Annotated in this window: 14 protein-coding genes and 1 tRNA gene; 11 read left to right on the top strand and 4 right to left on the bottom strand. The window is 61.1% G+C overall.

What is annotated here, in order from left to right:
- The first annotated feature begins 29 nt into the window (after positions 1–29).
- The 4 genes from ESZ00_RS12975 (at position 30) to ESZ00_RS12960 (ending at position 6,166) form a co-directional block, all read left to right on the top strand.
- Complete coding sequence (locus ESZ00_RS12975) at positions 30–1,280, top strand: FtsX-like permease family protein (RefSeq protein WP_129208679.1); 1,251 nt, start codon at positions 30–32, stop codon at positions 1,278–1,280.
- 7 nt (positions 1,281–1,287) lie between these two features.
- Positions 1,288–2,583: a zinc dependent phospholipase C family protein gene (locus ESZ00_RS12970; protein ID WP_129208678.1), complete on the top strand. Its 1,296-nt coding sequence runs from the start codon at positions 1,288–1,290 to the stop codon at positions 2,581–2,583.
- Between the two features lie 123 nt (positions 2,584–2,706).
- Positions 2,707–3,495 (top strand): ABC transporter ATP-binding protein, encoded by a 789-nt coding sequence (locus ESZ00_RS12965; protein WP_129208677.1) that lies wholly within the window; start codon positions 2,707–2,709, stop codon positions 3,493–3,495.
- Between the two features lie 217 nt (positions 3,496–3,712).
- Positions 3,713–6,166, top strand: coding sequence for an ATP-dependent Clp protease ATP-binding subunit (locus tag ESZ00_RS12960; RefSeq protein ID WP_129208676.1), 2,454 nt, complete (start codon positions 3,713–3,715; stop codon positions 6,164–6,166).
- A 388-nt stretch (positions 6,167–6,554) separates the two neighbouring features.
- Here the strand turns inward: ESZ00_RS12960 and ESZ00_RS12955 are convergent, their stop codons facing one another.
- The 3 genes from ESZ00_RS12955 to ESZ00_RS12945 form a co-directional block, all read right to left on the bottom strand.
- Positions 6,555–6,797: a hypothetical protein gene (locus ESZ00_RS12955; RefSeq protein ID WP_129208675.1), complete on the bottom strand. Its 243-nt coding sequence runs from the start codon at positions 6,795–6,797 to the stop codon at positions 6,555–6,557.
- 71 nt (positions 6,798–6,868) lie between these two features.
- The gene (rpsD, locus tag ESZ00_RS12950) at positions 6,869–7,492 is read right to left on the bottom strand and encodes a 30S ribosomal protein S4 (RefSeq protein ID WP_129208674.1); all 624 of its coding nucleotides are present in this window, start codon (positions 7,490–7,492) and stop codon (positions 6,869–6,871) included.
- A 375-nt stretch (positions 7,493–7,867) separates the two neighbouring features.
- On the bottom strand, positions 7,868–10,027 hold the full coding sequence (locus tag ESZ00_RS12945; protein WP_229741245.1) for a M28 family metallopeptidase: 2,160 nt from the start codon (positions 10,025–10,027) through the stop codon (positions 7,868–7,870).
- Positions 10,028–10,281: 254 nt separating this feature from the next.
- On the opposite strand from ESZ00_RS12945, the gene ESZ00_RS12940 reads away from it, so the two are divergent.
- Entirely contained in the window at positions 10,282–12,603 is a 2,322-nt protein-coding gene (locus ESZ00_RS12940) for an alpha-L-rhamnosidase-related protein (RefSeq protein ID WP_164981501.1), read from the top strand.
- Positions 12,604–12,663: 60 nt separating this feature from the next.
- Entirely contained in the window at positions 12,664–13,089 is a 426-nt protein-coding gene (locus ESZ00_RS12935) for a BrxA/BrxB family bacilliredoxin (protein ID WP_129208672.1), read from the top strand.
- A 78-nt stretch (positions 13,090–13,167) separates the two neighbouring features.
- Here the strand turns inward: ESZ00_RS12935 and ESZ00_RS12930 are convergent, their stop codons facing one another.
- Positions 13,168–14,139 (bottom strand): hypothetical protein, encoded by a 972-nt coding sequence (locus tag ESZ00_RS12930; protein WP_129208671.1) that lies wholly within the window; start codon positions 14,137–14,139, stop codon positions 13,168–13,170.
- Between the two features lie 292 nt (positions 14,140–14,431).
- Between ESZ00_RS12930 and ESZ00_RS12925 the strand changes: the two genes are divergently transcribed.
- The 5 genes from ESZ00_RS12925 (at position 14,432) to ESZ00_RS12905 (ending at position 17,573) form a co-directional block, all read left to right on the top strand.
- The gene (locus ESZ00_RS12925; RefSeq protein ID WP_129208670.1) at positions 14,432–15,148 is read left to right on the top strand and encodes an HAD family hydrolase; all 717 of its coding nucleotides are present in this window, start codon (positions 14,432–14,434) and stop codon (positions 15,146–15,148) included.
- A 61-nt stretch (positions 15,149–15,209) separates the two neighbouring features.
- Positions 15,210–15,294 (top strand) — tRNA-Leu (locus tag ESZ00_RS12920).
- A 76-nt stretch (positions 15,295–15,370) separates the two neighbouring features.
- A complete protein-coding gene (gene secG, locus ESZ00_RS12915; RefSeq protein ID WP_129208669.1) occupies positions 15,371–15,676 on the top strand; it encodes a preprotein translocase subunit SecG in 306 nt (101 codons plus the stop codon).
- Between the two features lie 122 nt (positions 15,677–15,798).
- Positions 15,799–16,527, top strand: coding sequence for a carbonic anhydrase (locus ESZ00_RS12910; RefSeq protein ID WP_129208668.1), 729 nt, complete (start codon positions 15,799–15,801; stop codon positions 16,525–16,527).
- A 362-nt stretch (positions 16,528–16,889) separates the two neighbouring features.
- Positions 16,890–17,573, top strand: coding sequence for a YdeI/OmpD-associated family protein (locus ESZ00_RS12905; protein WP_129208667.1), 684 nt, complete (start codon positions 16,890–16,892; stop codon positions 17,571–17,573).
- Positions 17,574–17,582: the final 9 nt, after the last annotated feature.

The raw sequence follows: 17,582 nt of genomic DNA, 5'->3' as shown, positions 1-17,582 counted from the left end.
GAGCGCGGAAGTGAGAAAAAAGATCAGTCATGCGTTTTGAACTTTTCATTGCCGCCCGCTATCTTCGCGCCAAGCGCCGCCAGGCGGTGGTCGGCGTTATTACAGTGATTTCGATTGTGGGCGTGGCTGTAGGTGTGGCGTCGCTGATTATCGCGCTGGCCATTACGAATGGCATGACCCGCGATCTGCGGGATCGTCTGGTCAGCTCGACGGCGCACGTGGATCTGCTGCGGGTGCAGAATGACGGCATCCGCGACTGGCGCGCGCTTACGGAGCGGTTGCGCCATCTGCCTCATGTCACGGCGGATGCGCCGGGTCTTTATGAGCCGGTGCTGCTTTCGCGCGGGTCGCTCTCAGGCGGTGCGATGCTGAAGGGCATCATTCCTGGCGATGAGAAAACAGTCAGTGGTTTGCTCGATCACCTGAAGGCCGGCTCGGCTGCAGACCTTGCGCCGGATGCGCAGGACACAATCAGCGTCGCAGGCGAGGCGACGCCGCCGATTGTGATCGGCAGCGATCTTGCGGACTCCATCGATGCGACGGTGGGCTCGACGGTGATGGCGATCAGTCCGCAAGGGACGCTGACGCCCTATGGTTTGTTGCCCAAGCTGCAACGCTTTCGCGTTGTGGGCATCTTTCACTCCGGCTTTTATCAGTACGATTCGAATTTCGGCTTCCTGCGCCTGAAAGATGCGCAGACGCTCTTCAGCGAGCCGGATCTGGTTTCGCTGATCTCGTTCAAAGTCGATAATCTCTACCACGCCGATCGCATTGCGAAGGAGATTGAGCAGGCGGCGGGACCGGGCTTCATGACGACGAACTGGATGGAGCAGAACCGCGAGCTCTTCCACGCGCTGCGCCTTGAGCAGGTGGTGACCTTCATCGTGATCGGGCTGATTGTCTGTGTGGCAGCGCTGAATATTCTGATCGCGCTGACGATGATGGTGATGGAGAAGACCAAGGATATTGCGGTGCTGATGTCGCTGGGTGTGCAGCCGGCACAGATCCGCCGCATCTTCCTGATGCAGGGATTTCTCATCAGCGTGATCGGTACCATCTTCGGCCTGATTCTCGGGTATCTCATCTGTTGGATAGGCGGCCACTATCGGTTTCCGCTTTCGGCGGAGGTGTATTCGATCGACTATCTGCCGTTTGCGCCGCGACTGTCCGATGGCGTATTGGTGACGGCGCTTTCGTTGGGGGTTTCGCTGCTGGCGACGCTCTATCCTTCGAGCTCGGCGGCGCGCGTGCTGCCGGCTGAGGCGCTGCGCTACGAATAGGTGCACGATGCGCGTTCTTCATCACTGCCGGATTCTGCTTGCCGCACTGCTTCTGCCCTGCATGGCGCAATCCGGTTTCGGTTATTCGGTGCTGACACATCAGCAGATCGTCGATCTTGCCTGGCGTGAGTCGATCCGGCCGGTGCTGTTGAGCCGCTATCCGCATACGACGGAAGAAGAGCTGCGCCGGGCGCAGTCCTATGCTTACGGCGGATGCGCGATCCAGGATGCGGGCTACTACCCCTTCGGGAAGGAGTTCTTCAGCGCGCTGACGCACTACGTGCGCACCGGGGACTTTGTTGCGGCGCTGATTCGCGATGCGCGCGACGTAGACGAGCTGGCCTTCGCACTCGGGGCGCTCTCCCATTACCTGGGCGACAGCTACGGACATCAGGATGCAACGAATCCTTCGACGGCGATCGAGTTTCCCGGCCTCGCGGCGAAATATGGGCCGGTTGTCACCTATGACGAGAGTCCGCATGGGCATGTCCGGACGGAATTCGCTTTTGATGTGAACCAGCTCAGCAAGCGGCGGTTCGCGCCTTCGGCCTACCTGCAGCACATCGGGCTGCGCGTGCCCTCGCGGCTGCTGGACCAGGCCTTTTATGAGACCTATGGCCTGGAACTGCGCAGCATCGTGCATGACCGCAGGGCTGCTACCCAGAGCTATCGCTGGGCTGTCCGCACCTTTGTCCCGGATTTTGCGTATGGCGAAGTTCTGCTTCACGGGAAGAGCATGCCCGCGGATCTGCCATCCCCTGATTTTCAGCAGTTCGAAAAGCGGTTGTCCGATGCGGACTTTCAGAATGGCTGGGAGCAATACCGGAAAGAGCCTGGCATCCGGACGCATCTGGTGGCTTTTCTGATCCTGATCGTGCCCAAGATCGGGCCGATGTCGTACCTGGCGATTCGCGGACCGAATCAGGAGACGGAGGAGAAGTACGTGGTCAGCGTGAACCGTACGATAGACCGCTATCAGCAGATCCTGGCCCGGCTTGCGGCCGAGCCCCAGGTCGATCCGCGCCTGGCGATGCAGCTGGAAAACCGCGATCTCGATACCGGCTACCCGGTGCGGCCGGGGGCGTATCCGCTGACGGATAAGACCTATGCGCGACTGCTCGACCGGCTGGTACGGTCGGATGTTCCTGTGCCGGAGTCTCTGCGGCAGGATATCGAGGCGTACTATGCCGATCCGAACGCTCCGATTACGACGCGGAAGAACCGGAAGGCGTGGCGCCGGGTGCAGACGGAGCTGATCGCGCTGCATGCGATGCCTTCCGCGCCGCTGCATGCTGCGGAGTGACGGTGCCGGTTGTAGCGATCCGCAAAAGGGAAGTCTTTTGCCTGCCTCTACTTTCCGTAATTCATCCTCTGGCCGGTGCAAACCTTTTTTCCCCTTTTGCGTTTAAGAGTGATACAGGTAGATATGGAGCTTTCCTCGACCGATTCGTCGTTTTCTCCGCAGGGGCTCCCCGCGTTGCGACCTTCTGCCCCCTCGTCTCATCCAAAGGCCATCGAAGTGGTGGATTTGCGGAAGGAGTACACCACGGGGCGGGGCAAACTGGTCCTGTTCGACGGTCTGAGCTTTGAGGTTCCGGCCGGGGAAATGCTGGCCATCGTAGGCGAGTCCGGGGCGGGGAAAAGCACGCTTCTGCACATCCTCGGCGCCCTTGATAGCCCATCCAGCGGTGACGTATACTGCGCGTCAATCCGCTTGAGAAATATGACCTCCAGCCAGGCTGCCACCTTTCGCAATCGCGAGGTCGGCTATGTCTGGCAGTTTCACTACCTTCTGCCCGAATTTACCGCGCTCGAGAATGTCGCCATGCCGCTGCTGGCGCGTGGGGAGAGCCCTGCGAAAGCCAACGATGCAGCCCGCAAATGGCTGGCAGAGGTGGAGTTGGCGGACCGCGCCACGCATCGGGCGGGGGAGTTGTCCGGCGGCGAACAGCAGCGGGTTTCGCTGGCCCGGGCTCTGGTGACCGGACCGAAGGTGTTACTTGCGGACGAACCGACGGGGGATTTGGACAGCCGGACGGCGGGTGTAGTGTTTGATCTGATCGAGAGGTTGCATCATACGCACCATCTGACGTCAGTGATTGTGACGCACAATACAGAGTTGGCGGAACGATGTAACAGGATTCTGCGCCTGAAGAAAGGGCGCCTGGACGAAGTTTCACCGCGGTCCCCGGCGAATGAGCCGGTCCCGGTGTGACGGCAGCGGGCGAAAGCCCAAAGCCGGATGTGGGAGGGATGCAATCGACCGCATTTCGCCCGAAGGCCGTGCCAACAGAGCTGGATTCGAGGACCTACTTTTCGGTCCGGCACGGTGACTCAGCAGGATGGCTCACAACGCCCCCGATACCCGGCGGGAGAATCCGCAGGGACCGGTAGCGAGGCGGGCCAGGCCATGGGATTTTCCCAGGGGGAACATGTTCGAACGCTATACAGAAAAAGCACGGCGCGTCATCTTCTTCGCGCGGTATGAGGCAAGCCAGTTCGGGTCCCCATACATCGAAACCGAGCACCTGCTGCTCGGGCTTCTGCGTGAGGACAAGGCGCTGACCAACCGCTTCCTTCGCTCTCACGCCTCGGTGGAATCCATTCGCAAGCAGATCGAGGGCCACACCACCATCCGTGAGAAGGTGTCTACCTCGGTCGATCTGCCGCTCTCCAATGAATGCAAGCGCGTGCTGGCCTATGCGGCCGAAGAGGCCGAGAGGCTCTCGCACAAGCACATTGGGACCGAACATCTCTTACTGGGCCTGCTGCGCGAAGAGAAGTGCTTCGCGGCAGAGATTCTGCACGAGCGCGGCCTGAAGCTGATTGCCATCCGCGAAGAGCTGGCCCGTACTACGCAGGAGAAGCCGCAACAGCAGCAGCGCAGCCGCGACCAGAGCCTGCTGGCGGAGTTTTCGCGTGATCTGACCCAGGCGGCGATGGACAACCAGCTCGATCCCTTGGTCGGCCGCGACCAGGAAGTCGAACGCGTCGTTCAGATCCTGTGCCGCCGCACCAAGAACAATCCGGTGCTGATCGGCGAGCCGGGCGTCGGCAAGACGGCCATTGTGGAAGGTCTCGCGCAGCGCATTGCCGACGGCGACGTGCCGAGTTTCCTCGCGGAGAAGCGCGTACTGGCGCTCGATCTTTCGCTGATCGTCGCCGGCACCAAGTACCGCGGCCAGTTCGAAGAACGCCTCAAAACCATCATGAAGGAGCTGATGGAGAATCAGAACTCCATCATCTTTATCGACGAGCTGCATACGCTGGTGGGCGCGGGTTCGGCCGAGGGCTCGCTCGACGCCGCCAACATTCTCAAGCCGGCTCTCTCTCGCGGCGAGATTCAGTGCATCGGCGCAACCACGCCGGCCGAATATCGCAAGTCGATTGAGAAGGACCGCTCGCTCGAGCGCCGTTTCCAGGCCGTCAAGGTGCCGCCTCCGAACGAAGAGGACGCGGTCAAGATCATCATGGGCATCAAGGACCGCTACGAGAAGTTCCACGCGGTCAGCTATACCGATGACTCCATCGAGTTCGCGGTCTCGCACTCGAACCGTTACATTCCGGATCGCTTTCTGCCGGACAAGGCGATCGACCTGATCGACGAGGCGGGTGCGCGCGTGAAGCTGCGCCAGACCTCCCTGCCGGAGGAGATTACCGAGGTCCAGAAGCGGATCAAGTTCATCGTTCACCGGATGGAGAACGCCATCGCGAACCACGAGTTCGAGAAGGCGCGCTTCTACTCCGACGAGGAACGCAAGGAGCGCGAGAATCTGCGCGCGCTGCGCGACAAGTATCACCTCGACGACTCGACCGCGGGCATCGTCTCGCGCGAGGATATCGAGGACGTGGTGAGCCGCTGGACGGGTGTGCCCATCACCTCGATCAAGGAAGAAGAGACGCAGAAGCTGCTGCGCGTCGAGGAAGAGCTGCACAAGCGCGTCATCTCGCAGGAGAAGGCCATCTCGGCTCTGGCTCGCGCGATTCGCCGCTCGCGCGCCGGACTCAAATCGCCGCACCGGCCGATCGGTTCGTTCCTGTTCCTCGGACCGACGGGCGTCGGCAAGACGGAGATGGCGCGCACGCTGGCCCAGTTCCTCTTCGGCTCGGAGAAGTCGCTCATCCGCTTCGATATGTCGGAGTTCATGGAGAAGCATTCGGTCTCGAAGCTGATCGGTTCGCCTCCGGGCTACGTGGGCTACGAGGAGGGCGGACAGCTCACGGAACGCGTGAAGCGCTCGCCGTACTCGGTGGTCCTGCTCGACGAAATCGAGAAGGCGCATCCGGATGTCTTCAACATCCTGCTGCAGGTTTTTGAAGATGGTCAGCTGACGGACGGCCTGGGCAACACGGTCGACTTCAAGAACACGATCATCATCATGACCTCGAACATCGGTGCGCGCCACCTGCAGCGTAAGCAGGGTCTCGGCTTCCAGAGCGAGCGCGAAGAGCTGGTGATGGAGAAGATCGAAGAGCTGGTCAAGAACGAGGTGAAGCGTACCTTCAACCCCGAGTTCCTGAACCGTATCGACGAGATCATCCTCTTCCAGTCGCTGACCGATGCCGACCTGATTCAGATCATCGAGCTGCTGCTGGCGCAGCTCAATGCCAATCTGGTGCAGAAGGCGATCACCATCTCGGTGACGGAGGATGCGAAGAAGTGGATTCTCGACAAGACGATGATCGACCGCAGCTATGGAGCGCGTCCGCTGCGCCGCGCTCTGCAGCGCTACGTGGAAGATCCGCTCTCGGAGGCGCTCATCGCGGGCGGCATCACCGAGCGTCCAGCCTTCCTCGAGGTCTATCTCGAGAACAACCAGCTCTACTATCGTCCGATCGGCAAGGAAGGCGCAGAGAAGACGGAAGGCATCCTGCTCTTTAGCTAAAGAACCATAAGCAAAAAAGCCGAAGGCCCTGTTCGCACTGGTGAACAGGGCCTTTGGCTTTCTGAGGAACTATGGCCTCGTGGGATGGCCATGGGGCGGGGATATTTCGCATTCTCCCCTCAAGTCCGCATCTGGCCAGAGGGGAGAAGGCGTTAGGTTGTATCCCTATAGAGATGGTCTGAAAGTAAAGAACGTACCCTTATCGTTGTCATCCCGACCGGAGCCTCCTTCTTACTTTGTCATTCCGACCGGAGCGAAGCGGAGTGGAGGAACCTGCGGTTTTGCCGGTACAGGTAGAACCGCAGGTTTCTCCGCTGCGCAGGACGATGAAGCTGTCCTGCTCCGGTCGAAATGACACCATTTTTCTATTGCTCTATGTGGATACGACCTAGTGGGTTACGAGGCTGGTTTTTGCGGCAGGAAAGCTGCCTGGACTGGTCGCCATCTGGGACTCCAGCAGCTTGGCGTAGCGGCGCATGGCGTCTCCGAACATGGCTGCCGCCTGCGCAAAGGCCTCAGGCGAAAGATTCAGGGTTACTGGTCCCACGCTGACATGGATGGAGTTGCAGTCGCATACCCGCACGCGGCCCAGGCCGGGCAAGTCCGCCAGAATCACGTTGAAGTCGTTCATCTCTACTCCTGCTTTTCGGTTCGCGGTGGAAGACACGCCGCGCCCGCGCGCGACCTGGGGTGGACCTGCGTTTAAACGCCGCGCTTGGCGTAGTACTCGGCGACCTGGTTGCTGTTGAATTCGAAGGGCACATGCGCTGTTCCCGGGATGGACAACACCACGCCACGATCCGGCGTGGAAGGATTCTGGTACTGAAGAAAAGACGGCATCGTGAGCCGCGGCGCGCGCAGCGATGTCTGCACGACGTCCATCTGCAGGCCACGCTCGGAGAGCGAGACGACCTCGCCGGGACGGAGCACCATGGAGCCGATGGTCTGGCGGCGGCCATTGACGGTCACGTGTCCGTGCGAAACCAGCTGGCGGGCGGCAGAAATGCTGCGCGCAAAGCCGAGGCGGAAGACGACGTTGTCGAGGCGGCGTTCGAGCAGGCCGATGAGGCTCTCGATCCAGTTGGCCGTATTCAGGCTGCGCGCCTTGCGTACGAAGCGGCGGAGCTGCTCCTCACGCAGGCCATAGTGGAAGAGCAGCTTCTGCTTTTCCATGAGCTGCAGCGCAAACTGGCTCTTGCTGCGTTTCTTGAGGCGGCCGTGCTGTCCCGGGGGGGAGTTCCGCTTTTCCAGTGCTCCGGGCTTGCCCAGCCCCGGGAGCTCGATTCCCAGCGCACGCTGGATCTTGAATTTTTTCCGATCGCTCATCCGAGCTTCTCCTGCGCGAACGACACCGCGGGAGCGCCCGAAGGGCACCGCCAGCCGTTATCGTCGATCTCTCAGGGCAACCGCGGCGCTTCGCCAAAAGACTGCCGCGGCCGTCCCGACCTAAAATAAGACTAAAATGGTCCGCGTTTGGTTGCAAGAGGGAAAGAGAAGATTTTTCGCGGCTGCGCGCCGCGCGACCCGCCTTCGGCCTGTGCTCCCGCCGGTCGCGATTCAGGTTTGTTTTTCGAACAGAGAAGCACTCATGTCTCAACGGCGAGACATGGGGCACCCGGTGATGAGGCTCTGGTTGGGATTCGTGTGAGACCCACCCATGACAAAAGCTGTCATGGGTGGGGCACCCTTGGGTGTTTCCTGCTATTCTCCGGCCTTTTCGAGTGTGGCCGCGGCACGCTGGATGGCCTCGGTCAACACGGCCAGCTGCGCCTGGGCCTGCTCGGCCTTCTTCGCGTCGAGCGCCTCGTTTACGCCGGGGATGACGACGGCCGCGTAGCCGGTGTATTCGCCGGGCGCGTAGACGGTGTGCTTGAACCACGGGCGGTTGGGCAGGCCGGCGGCAGAGAGGAAGTCGCCTTCAGTGGCGCGGAGGCTGGTGTTGAGAGCAGCGTCGTTACCGGAGGGGTGATCCTGCTTTGCCTTGATCGCCTTAGCCGCTGCGAGAAACTGCTTCGTCGCGTCTTCGGCGGCGGAGGTGTCGAGAGTGAGACCCTCAGTCTGCGCCTTCTTCTTCGCGGCGCCGATGTATTCCTCGATCTCACGGGCGTAGGTCACGTAGTCGTAAGGCAGCACGTCGGCGTCGGCCATATGCAGCACTTCGAGACCGAAGACACGCGCCATTTCCTGTTCGTAGACGAAGGTGGGGTCGGCGTTCATGGTGAACCAGGCGTAGTTATCAAAGACCGAGTGGTAGACGCCGTAGGGACCGCCCGAGCCGATATCGGACGAAGGCACGCCAAGGTGCTGGATGAACGGTGTGAAGTCGGAGCCTGAGCCAAGATCTCCGATCTCGACATCGTTGTCGAGATGCGCGGATTCCTTCGAGGCATGTTCCTGCACGCCGAGCGCCGGGCGCTGGTCCTGCTGCTTCTTCCACTGGTCGTAGACGCTGCCTCCCTTGGGGCTCGGTACTTCTTTCGTGACCTGGCGAATGAATTCCTTAAGCGAGGGCACGGCGCTGGCATCGAAGTTGGGGCCGGAAACGCCGACGTCGGTGTTGAAGTAGGCGACGGCGTGCGCGAGTTCGTCTGCGTGGCCTTCGGCCCACTCGGTCGAGCCGATGAGGCCTTCCTCCTCTGCATCCCAGCTGGCGAAGACGATGGTGCGCCTGGGCCTCCATCCCTGCTTCAGCAGCTCGCCGATGCCATGCACCGATTCGAGCATGGCGGCGGTGCCACTGTTTGGGTCGACGGCGCCGTAGACCCAGGCGTCGCGATGGTTGCCGGCGACGACCCAGTCGTTCGGCGCCTCGGTGCCGGGAATCTTGCCGATGACGTCCCAGATGGTGCGGTACTGGTAGTCCTGCTTGAGGACGAGGTGGACCTTGACCGCGCCCGCACCGCCGAGGTGATAGGTGAAGGGCAACGCGCCCTGCCATCCGTGGGGCACGGTTGCACCTTTCATGGCCTCGAGGATGGGCGCCGCATCATGGTAGGAGATGGGGATCGACGGGATGGTCGGCTGGCTGGTGGCCTGCGAGGGAGGAATGCGCTTCGACATGGGAAGGTCGGGCGTCGAAGCAATACCGGGCGTTGTCGGGTCGCCGGGGTACTTGAACATGTACTGGATGGAGCCGCGCTGCACGCCGGTGTCCGGGCGGTAGGGGCCGTTGGGATATTTGTCGCCGCGGAAGTAGCCGTCGTCGGCGGGGTCGGAGTAAATGACGAGGCCGGCGGCGTGCTTCTCCTGCGCGATGTAGGCCTTGACGCCGCGGAAATTCATGCCGTAGCGGACGATGACGATCTTGCCGGCAATATCGATGCCGGCATCGGCGAGCTTCTGGAAGTCTTCGGGACGGCCGTAATTGGCGTAGACCACGTCGGCGGTCACGTCGCCCGAGGCCGACGAGCCGTTGAAGGGCATGATCACGCGGGGATCGTCCTGGAAGGGATCGTGCGAGACGTGCTCAGGCGTGGGGCCGGACATGAGCGGCTTGCCGTCGGCGGTGGTGGCGGTGATTTTCGACTCGGCGGGCAGGTTCAGCCACACCTTGTAGGGGACGATCGTCGTCTCGAGACCCGCGGCCTTGAACTTTTTGGCGACGTACTGCGCAGTGGCGTAGTCCTCTTTGGAGGATGCGATATGCGGCACGGCGGTGAGCGTCTTCAACTCCTCGCCGGCGAGCTTTGCATCGGGTACAGCCAGGAAGGTCTGGTCGATCTTTGCCTGCGTGGAGAAATCCTTGTAGCCGAAGACGGAGTCAGGCGGGGTGAGGGCCGTTTGCGCGGTGAGCGCGATGGGAAGCAGAGCAGTGGTGGCGGCAATGAGGAGAGAGCGGCGAGCGGGCAGAGAACGGCGCAAGTGGGAACCTCGTTTGCGATGGAGATGAAAACCGGGTTACACGAGAGCATACCCGACTGCTTCGCGTAGAGCGATTCGCCTTCGGTCTTCGCTCCTGCTGATCGCGTTCGATATGTGCCGGCATTACGGATTTTCTTCTAGGATGGCCGGGTATGAAATTCTTCTGGTTGCGCTGTCTTTCTGCCTTGCTGCTCTCGAGTGGGTCCGTAGCTTTTGGCCTGCAGGATACTCCTCGGCCTCTCGATAGCCGGCTGATGGCAGCGCACTGGCCTGCGGAGTGGGTTACCTGTCCTGGGGCGCCGGCGCGCGATCCCGGGGTGTATGTCTTCCGCAGGCAGATCACGCTGGCCGCCGTCCCCGCGCATTACTGGGTGCATGTTTCGGGCGATAACCGCTATCTGCTGCATGTGAACGGGCAGTATGCGGCGGAAGGTCCGGCACGCGGCGACGTCTTTCACTGGCGCTTCGAAACCGTTGATCTGGCGCCGCTGCTGCATGCGGGAAAAAACACCCTGGCCGCGCTGGTGTGGAATTTCGGCACGGATGCGCCGGTGGCGCAGATGAGCTATCGCACCGGCTTCCTGATGCAGGGAGACACGGCTGCCGAGGATGCAGTGGATACGGGCTCGGCATGGCAGGTGCACGAAGAACAGGGCCGCGCCGAGACGAAGCTGAATTCCTCGGCGGGCTACTTTGGCGCTGGACCATCCGAGCGTATCGACGGCCGGGTGCTCGACTGGCGTTGGGATGCGGAGGAGTCGGCAGCAACATGGCAGACGGCGGAGCCGATCGGGCACGCGGCGACGCGAGAGGCTTTAGACGCGCCGACAGCCTGGGAGCTGGTTCCGGATGAGCTGCCTCCGATGGAGCATCGGCTGACGGACGCAGGCGTGGTGGTGCGTGTCGAGGGTGAACTGGCGGGAGCGAAGGCCTTCCCCGGCATGCCGGTGGTGATTCCTGCGCACACGCATGTGAAGCTGCTGCTCGATCATCGTGTGCTGCAGACGGCGTATCCCGAGCTCATCACGAGCGGAGGGCGAGACGCCGACATCCACATCACCTATGCCGAGGCGCTTTACGACGCGCAGGGCAACAAGGGCGATCGCAATGAGACCGCGGGCAGGCAGATTCAGGGCCTCACCGATGAATTTCTCCCCGATGGCGGCGAGCATCGCAGGTTTTCACCCTTGTGGTGGCGGACATGGCGGTATCTGCAGGTGGATGTGACGACGCAGGATCAGCCGCTGAAGCTCGACGCACTGCGGGCGTGGTTCACCGCGTATCCGTTTGAGGAGCGGGCGAAGATCGACGGCGATATTCCGCAGCTCGATGCGATCTTCGCAACCGGCTGGCGCACGGCGCGGCTCTGCGCGCATGAAACATACATGGATGCGCCGTACTGGGAGCAGTTGCAATATGTCGGCGACACGCGCATTCAGGCTCTGATCTCCTATGCGATGAGTGGGGACAGCCGGCTGGCGAAGCAGGCGATTGAGAACATTGACGACTCGCGGACACCGGAAGGCATCACGGAGAGCCGGTACCCTTCGGGCATGCCTCAGCTCATTCCTCCCTTTTCGCTGCTGTGGGTGGGAATGGTGCACGACTACTGGATGTACGTGGACGATGAGGCGCTGGTGAAGCAGATGCTTCCGCACACACGCACGGTGCTGGACTGGTTTACCGCGCGGCAGCGCCCCGACGGGCTGCTGGGCAAGATGCTGTGGTGGGAGTTCGGAGATTGGACCTCCGGCTATCCGTACGGCACGCCGCCACAGGATGCGGATGGGGGATCGACCTTCCTCACGCTGCAGTTTGTCGCAGCGCTGCAGGAGGCGCGGGAGCTGGAGCTGAAGTTCGGCAGCGCCGAGCGGGCGGCGCAGTATGAGGCGATGATCGAGCGGGCAAGGGAAGCGGTGAATCGCGAGAGCTTCGATGCGGCATCGGGGCTTTATGCGGATACGCCGGAGAAGAAGAGCTTCAGCACGGAAGCGAATGTGCTGGCTGTGCTGACGGACACGGCGCCGAAGGCATCGCTGGCCGAGGTGATCCGGCGCGTGCTGGCATCGCAGGAGAGAAATGCAGTCACGCTGGATGGCAAGCCTGTTCCGCCGATGTCCCAGATGAGTTTCTACTTCCGCTTCTATCTTGCGCGGGCCATGGTGCATGCCGGCGTGGGTGATCTCTATCTCGAGCAACTGGGGCCGTGGCGGCAGATGTTGAAGATGGGGCTGAGCACCTGGGCGGAGATGCCGGAGCCGACGCGCTCGGATTGTCATGCGTGGTCTGCGAGTCCGAATTTCGACCTGCTGACCGTGGTCGCAGGGATTGCGCCGGATGCGCCGGGCTTCCGGCGGGTGCGGATTGCACCGCATCTTGGCGGGCTGAGCCATCTCGAAGCAGCGATGCCGCATGGCGATGGGGAGATCCAGGTGGCTTATGTGCGGCATGGCCAGGGCTGGACGGCGAAGGTTACATTGCCGGCCGGACTGGAGGGCAGCCTGGTATGGAATGGGCAGGAGCATGCCCTGCATGCCGGTGAGCAGGAGCTGAGTCTGCCGGCCAATACGCCATAACTGGCCCATACTTGTACAATCAGGAAAGCGATTTTTATCGGCTGGAGGAACAAACCCGCAATGTATCCCGAGATCATGGTTATCCCGATGCGTGAAGAGCTCACGCGCGTAGGCATCAAAGAAGCGCGCACGCCGGCGGACGTCGACGCAGCGCTGGCACAGCCGGGCACGACGATGCTGGTGGTCAACTCGATCTGCGGCTGCGCTGCGGGTAAGATGCGCCCTGGCGTGCGTCTGGCTCTGCAGAACAGTGTCGTTCCCGATCAGTCGATCACGGTCTTTGCCGGTCAGGATCGCGAAGCCACCGAGCGCGCCCGCTCGTATTTCGACGGCAATCCGCCGACCTCGCCGGCTGTGGCCATTCTGCGCGACGGCAAGCTGGTGTACCTGATGCAGCGCTTCGTCATCGAGTCGAACACGGCGCCGGCCATTGCGGGCGAACTGGCTCGCGCCTTCAACGAATACTGCGCGAAGACCACGGCGTAAGCTTCTTCTTTCGAATCAAATAAAAACGGCTCCGCAAGCGCGGAGCCGTTTTGTGCTTGAGAGCCTGGTCTTGAGAAATTAGTTCTGCCCGCCGGTCTGGTATGTGGTGCGAACGATGGTGGCTTCGCCGGACGTCGTGGAAACAGGAACCACGGTCGCGGTGATGTTGACAGGTTGCGAGCTGGCAGTTTGCGTCGAGGCGCTCACCGGCGTTTCATCGCGGGTCGGCTCGAAGACCGCCGACTTGGGGTCAGGGTGGAAGCGCCCATCGCCCCAGTAGACCGCGACCAGAGTGCCGGTGACTACGGGATGCAGGAAAGCCAGCGGCAGCACGTATTTCTTGCTCTTGACGAGCGATTCGACAACGCCATCCACCGGCGTGCTGCGCCGGATCGAGCCCGGCACCTGCGGGATCACAAAGGTGCGCAGGTCCATCTCCGGATGCTTCTTTGCGTAACTGTTCAGTGAGCGCGCTGCCTGCTTCGGTGTCATCAGGCCGGCGTCGGCGATGAAGTTCCGATGGATGGCATGCGGGTAGTAAAAGTTGATGACGCCCTCGGAGAAGTTGGCGCAGTTGCGGAAAAAGAGGTTGAAGTGTGAAGTGTTATCCCGGTCGTTGAACTCGGCGATCAACGCGCCGTCCTGTTCCTCTGTCGTTTTTACCGCGAAGCCATACATCCGGCGGTCATAGGATTCGCCTACGAGCTGGGTCCAGTCGCCCTTGGGGATCTCATGCTTTGGGTCGTCCGGCACGATATCGGCAAGGTGATGGCGGCGGTAACGGTCGCGGAGACGGAGCACCATCTTCTGATCGGCGGATTCAGGAATCTGTTCGGGATCATCGACGGCGTAGAGGTAGGGAATCAGCGGTACGGCGAGCCAATCGTATCCGCCTACGGCGTGATACCGGCTGAGGACGACACCGGTCTCGCCCGGCTGGCAACGGCGAAGCCGGGTGGGCGTTTCGGCGCAGACGTCGCTGAGGTAGATCGCGGCGTGGCCGGTGGGATTAAAGAACCCGAACTCGCCGTAGGGTTCTTCGAGAAGCAAGGCAACATCTCCCGCTCTCGCCATGGAGGGGAGCAGGGCGACGGTGAAAAGAAATACAGCAAAGAGTTGTAGTTTTCGTATCATCAGCCTCGTTAAAACGTAAGACACTCGTTATGAGCAGCCTGGTAATACAGGAACGAAAACACTCCGGTCACTGCCGGATGTTCATACAAACCCGTATCGTCCGGAAAAGATGGCCTCATCCGGTGATTTTTTAGATGCAACATGGTTTGGCGGGAGGGAGAAGCCTTTGCTTCAGGGCGTTCGCAGCCGTTTGATAAGCTCGAAGCACATGTCGACAGACTTCCGGAAATACGCATCGGGGCAGACGCTGCTGGTGGACGCCGACGACACCCTCTGGGAAAACAATATCTATTTTGAGCGCTCGATTGCCGCATTTATCTCTTATGTGGATCACCATGAGTACTCCCGCGAAGAGGTTCGGGAGAAGCTCAACGAAGTGGAGCGCGAGAATACACGCCTGCACGGGTATGGGCTGACCAGTTTCCGGCAATCGCTGGTGACCTGTTTCGAGCGGCTCTCCGGCGAGTCCATCACCCCGGAAAAGCATGAGCGGATTGTGAGCTTCGTACAGTCGATTGCAGATCAGGAGATTGAGCTGCTACCGGGTGTCGCCGAGACGATTCCGGAGCTGGCCAGCCGCCACCGGCTGATTCTGATGACCAAAGGCGCAGAGGCCGAGCAGGCAGACAAACTGACACGCTCCGGGCTGGCGAGCTACTTTACCGGCGTCGAGATTCCGAAGGAAAAGAATGCGGCCGCCTACCATGCCGTGGTGGCGAAGTATGAGCTCGCGCCGCACTCGACCTGGATGATCGGAAACAGCCCGAAGTCGGACATCAATCCGGCGCTTTCCGCGGGACTGCATGCGATCTACATCCACCACCCTGGTACCTGGGTGCTGGAACAGGATGCGCTGACAAAGCCGGGCGCAGAGCAGAAGTTGTTGGATTTAAGGAATTTTGCGGAATTGCTCAAGCATTTCTGAACGGGTCACAAATCCACAGAATCTTTGCTATACTCTTCTCAGGACAGAAGTTCACCGGAATGCGGAAGTGGTGAAATTGGCAGACACACCATCTTGAGGGGGTGGCGCCGAGAGGCGTGGGGGTTCAAGTCCCCCCTTCCGCACCAAAGACATCTGACCGTCTAATTTGCACGAACTGCGGCAACGGGCGAGACCGGAACGCAGGCTCAGAAAAGCGATTCGATGACCTTCCTGTATTACCTTTTCATTGTGGTCCATGTGATTGTGTGCCTGTTCCTGATTGCAGTCATTCTGCTGCAGCAGGGCAAGAGCGCTGATCTGGCCGGTGCTTTCGGTGGACAGGGTTCGCAGACAGCCTTCGGTCCCCGCTCGGCGGCCAACCTGCTGACGCGCACCACGACCTGGGCCGCGGTCATCTTCATGGTTACCTCGATCGGTCTCACCATCCTGATGCAGAAGCATGCAGGGTCGGGCCACTCGGTGCTCGAGGGCACGCCGACGACGCAGAGTGCTCCGGCGAAGAAGTAACGGCATAGAGATTTCGTAGCAAAAGGCAGACCTCCGGGTCTGCCTTTTGCTTTTTGCGGCGATCTTTCGAGCCATTCCGGGCTATGATGTGGCGCATTTACCTCGAAGCACGGAGATCTCCTATGGAATGCAATGATGGCGTTGCGCAAGGACGGAATGAGGCTTTCCGAACCTCCCGGCGCAGTTTTCTGGGCACCGGGCTGGCGGGTGGCGTGGCATCGCTGATTGCGGGCCTGGCCGCGGAAGAGGCATTTGCACCCCGAGCTTCTGCACAGACACCGCTGACCCCTGACGAAGCACTGAAAGAGCTGATGGACGGCAATGCGCGGTTTGTCGAAGGGCGGCTGACGAGCTTCGAGCACGACCTGCAGATATTGAAGAGCCACACCGTGGACAAGCAGGAGCCTTTCGCCGCTCTGCTCTCCTGTGCGGACTCACGCGTTCCGGTGGAGCTGATCTTCGATCAGAGCATCGGGCATCTGTTTGTGACCCGTGTGGCGGGGAATATGGCGACGCCGGAGATCATCGGCAGCCTGGAGTACGGCGCGGCCGTGTTGGGGACAAAGGTGATCCTGGTTCTGGGACATGCGAGTTGCGGTGCCGTGAAGGCGACGATGCAGGGCAAAGCGGTGCCGGGACAGATCAGCTCGCTGTTTCCGCATATTCAGCCGGCAGTGGACAAGGCGGGACATGACCTCGAGATGGCGATTGCGGAGAATGCGAGGATTCAGGCCACGCTGCTGCGCGAAGCATCGCCAGTGCTGGCTGAAATGGTTCGTGAAGACCATCTGAAGATCGTGGCAGGCACCTATGACCTCGGCACGGGCCGGGTGACGCTGCTGGAGGGATAGGCGGCTCGCGTATCAGGCTTGCGTCTTGACCTGTTTTCCGGCCTGGACTAGCCTGCTCGTACACGGGAAAGGAGGATGATCCAGCCTATGAAAATTTCTGACAGTAGCAGTTGCATGACCCAACGTGAGGTGACTGAGGCTTAGAGCCGCCTTCGGCTCCTGAAGGGACCGCCGCCTGCGGGCAGCGGCCCAAGTCCTGGCGAACAGCAACCATCTCGCCGAGGCCCACCCTGTTAGCGCAGAAGGGATAGCGAGGGCGCCTCAGGTCAATCTCCACAGTTCACCGGTGATCAAGGCCCGCTTTGCCGAATCTGGCAGCGGGCCTTTCACATTTTGGCGGTCGCTAGGCTAAAGTGACGACCATGACAAAGGCCGCAAAGAAGCGTTTCAAGGCCACGCTGGTGGCAGAAAAATCGGGACTCGGCTGGACGGTCGCCTATCTGCCTGCGGGGTTCACCGACGACTGGGATGCCGGTGCGACGCCGAAGGTCCGTGGTGAGATCAATGGCTTCGCGTTCCGGACCTCGCTGTTCTCAAATGGCAAGGGCGCGCTCTATCTGTTGGTAAACAAGCGGATGCAGAAAGAGGCAAAGGTTGTGGCCGGGGCTCTGGCCGAGTTCACGCTGGAGCTCGACGAAGACGAGCGGACGGTGGTGGTTCCCGCGGAGATGAAGCGCGTGCTTCAGGGCGAGGCAGCGCTGCGGCGCTGGTGGGAGAAGCTGCCGTACAGCTTTCACAAGTATGTTGCAGATCAGGTAGCCGCTCCGAAGAGCGAAGCGGCGCGCAGGAGGCGTGCGGAGGACTTTGGGGAGATTCTGCTGAACATGATGGAGGGCGAGCGCGAGACGCCCCCGATTCTCGAAGCAGCATTTGTACGGACTCCGCTGGCGCGCGCGGGCTGGGAAAAGATGACCCCGGCACAGCGGCGCGGACACCTGTGGGGCATCTTCTACTACAAGTCGCCGGAGAGCCGGCAGAAACGCGCGCAGAAGGCCATTGACGAGGCCGTGCGGATCGCAAAGAAGGGTACAGGAGGCGAGGTGTAGGGGATAGGC

The organism is Silvibacterium dinghuense, assembly GCF_004123295.1.
GTDB classification, from domain to species: Bacteria; Acidobacteriota; Terriglobia; order Terriglobales; family Acidobacteriaceae; genus Silvibacterium; species Silvibacterium dinghuense.
Note: the sequence above shows the minus strand (reverse complement) of the source record. Positions and strands in the feature narration are given on the sequence as shown.

Bases quoted from the DNA above. Each gene is read 5' to 3' on its own strand.
- ESZ00_RS12960 (WP_129208676.1), top strand. From the start codon at position 3,713: ATGTTCGAACGCTATACAGAAAAAGCACGGCGCGTCATCTTCTTCGCG.
- secG (WP_129208669.1), top strand. From the start codon at position 15,371: ATGACCTTCCTGTATTACCTTTTCATTGTGGTCCATGTGATTGTGTGC.
- ESZ00_RS12910 (WP_129208668.1), top strand. From the start codon at position 15,799: ATGGAATGCAATGATGGCGTTGCGCAAGGACGGAATGAGGCTTTCCGA.
- ESZ00_RS12955 (WP_129208675.1), bottom strand. From the start codon at position 6,797: ATGAACGACTTCAACGTGATTCTGGCGGACTTGCCCGGCCTGGGCCGC.
- ESZ00_RS12905 (WP_129208667.1), top strand. From the start codon at position 16,890: ATGACAAAGGCCGCAAAGAAGCGTTTCAAGGCCACGCTGGTGGCAGAA.
- ESZ00_RS12925 (WP_129208670.1), top strand. From the start codon at position 14,432: ATGTCGACAGACTTCCGGAAATACGCATCGGGGCAGACGCTGCTGGTG.
- rpsD (WP_129208674.1), bottom strand. From the start codon at position 7,492: ATGAGCGATCGGAAAAAATTCAAGATCCAGCGTGCGCTGGGAATCGAG.
- ESZ00_RS12970 (WP_129208678.1), top strand. From the start codon at position 1,288: ATGCGCGTTCTTCATCACTGCCGGATTCTGCTTGCCGCACTGCTTCTG.
- ESZ00_RS12935 (WP_129208672.1), top strand. From the start codon at position 12,664: ATGTATCCCGAGATCATGGTTATCCCGATGCGTGAAGAGCTCACGCGC.
- ESZ00_RS12965 (WP_129208677.1), top strand. From the start codon at position 2,707: ATGGAGCTTTCCTCGACCGATTCGTCGTTTTCTCCGCAGGGGCTCCCC.
- ESZ00_RS12940 (WP_164981501.1), top strand. From the start codon at position 10,282: ATGGCAGCGCACTGGCCTGCGGAGTGGGTTACCTGTCCTGGGGCGCCG.
- ESZ00_RS12975 (WP_129208679.1), top strand. From the start codon at position 30: ATGCGTTTTGAACTTTTCATTGCCGCCCGCTATCTTCGCGCCAAGCGC.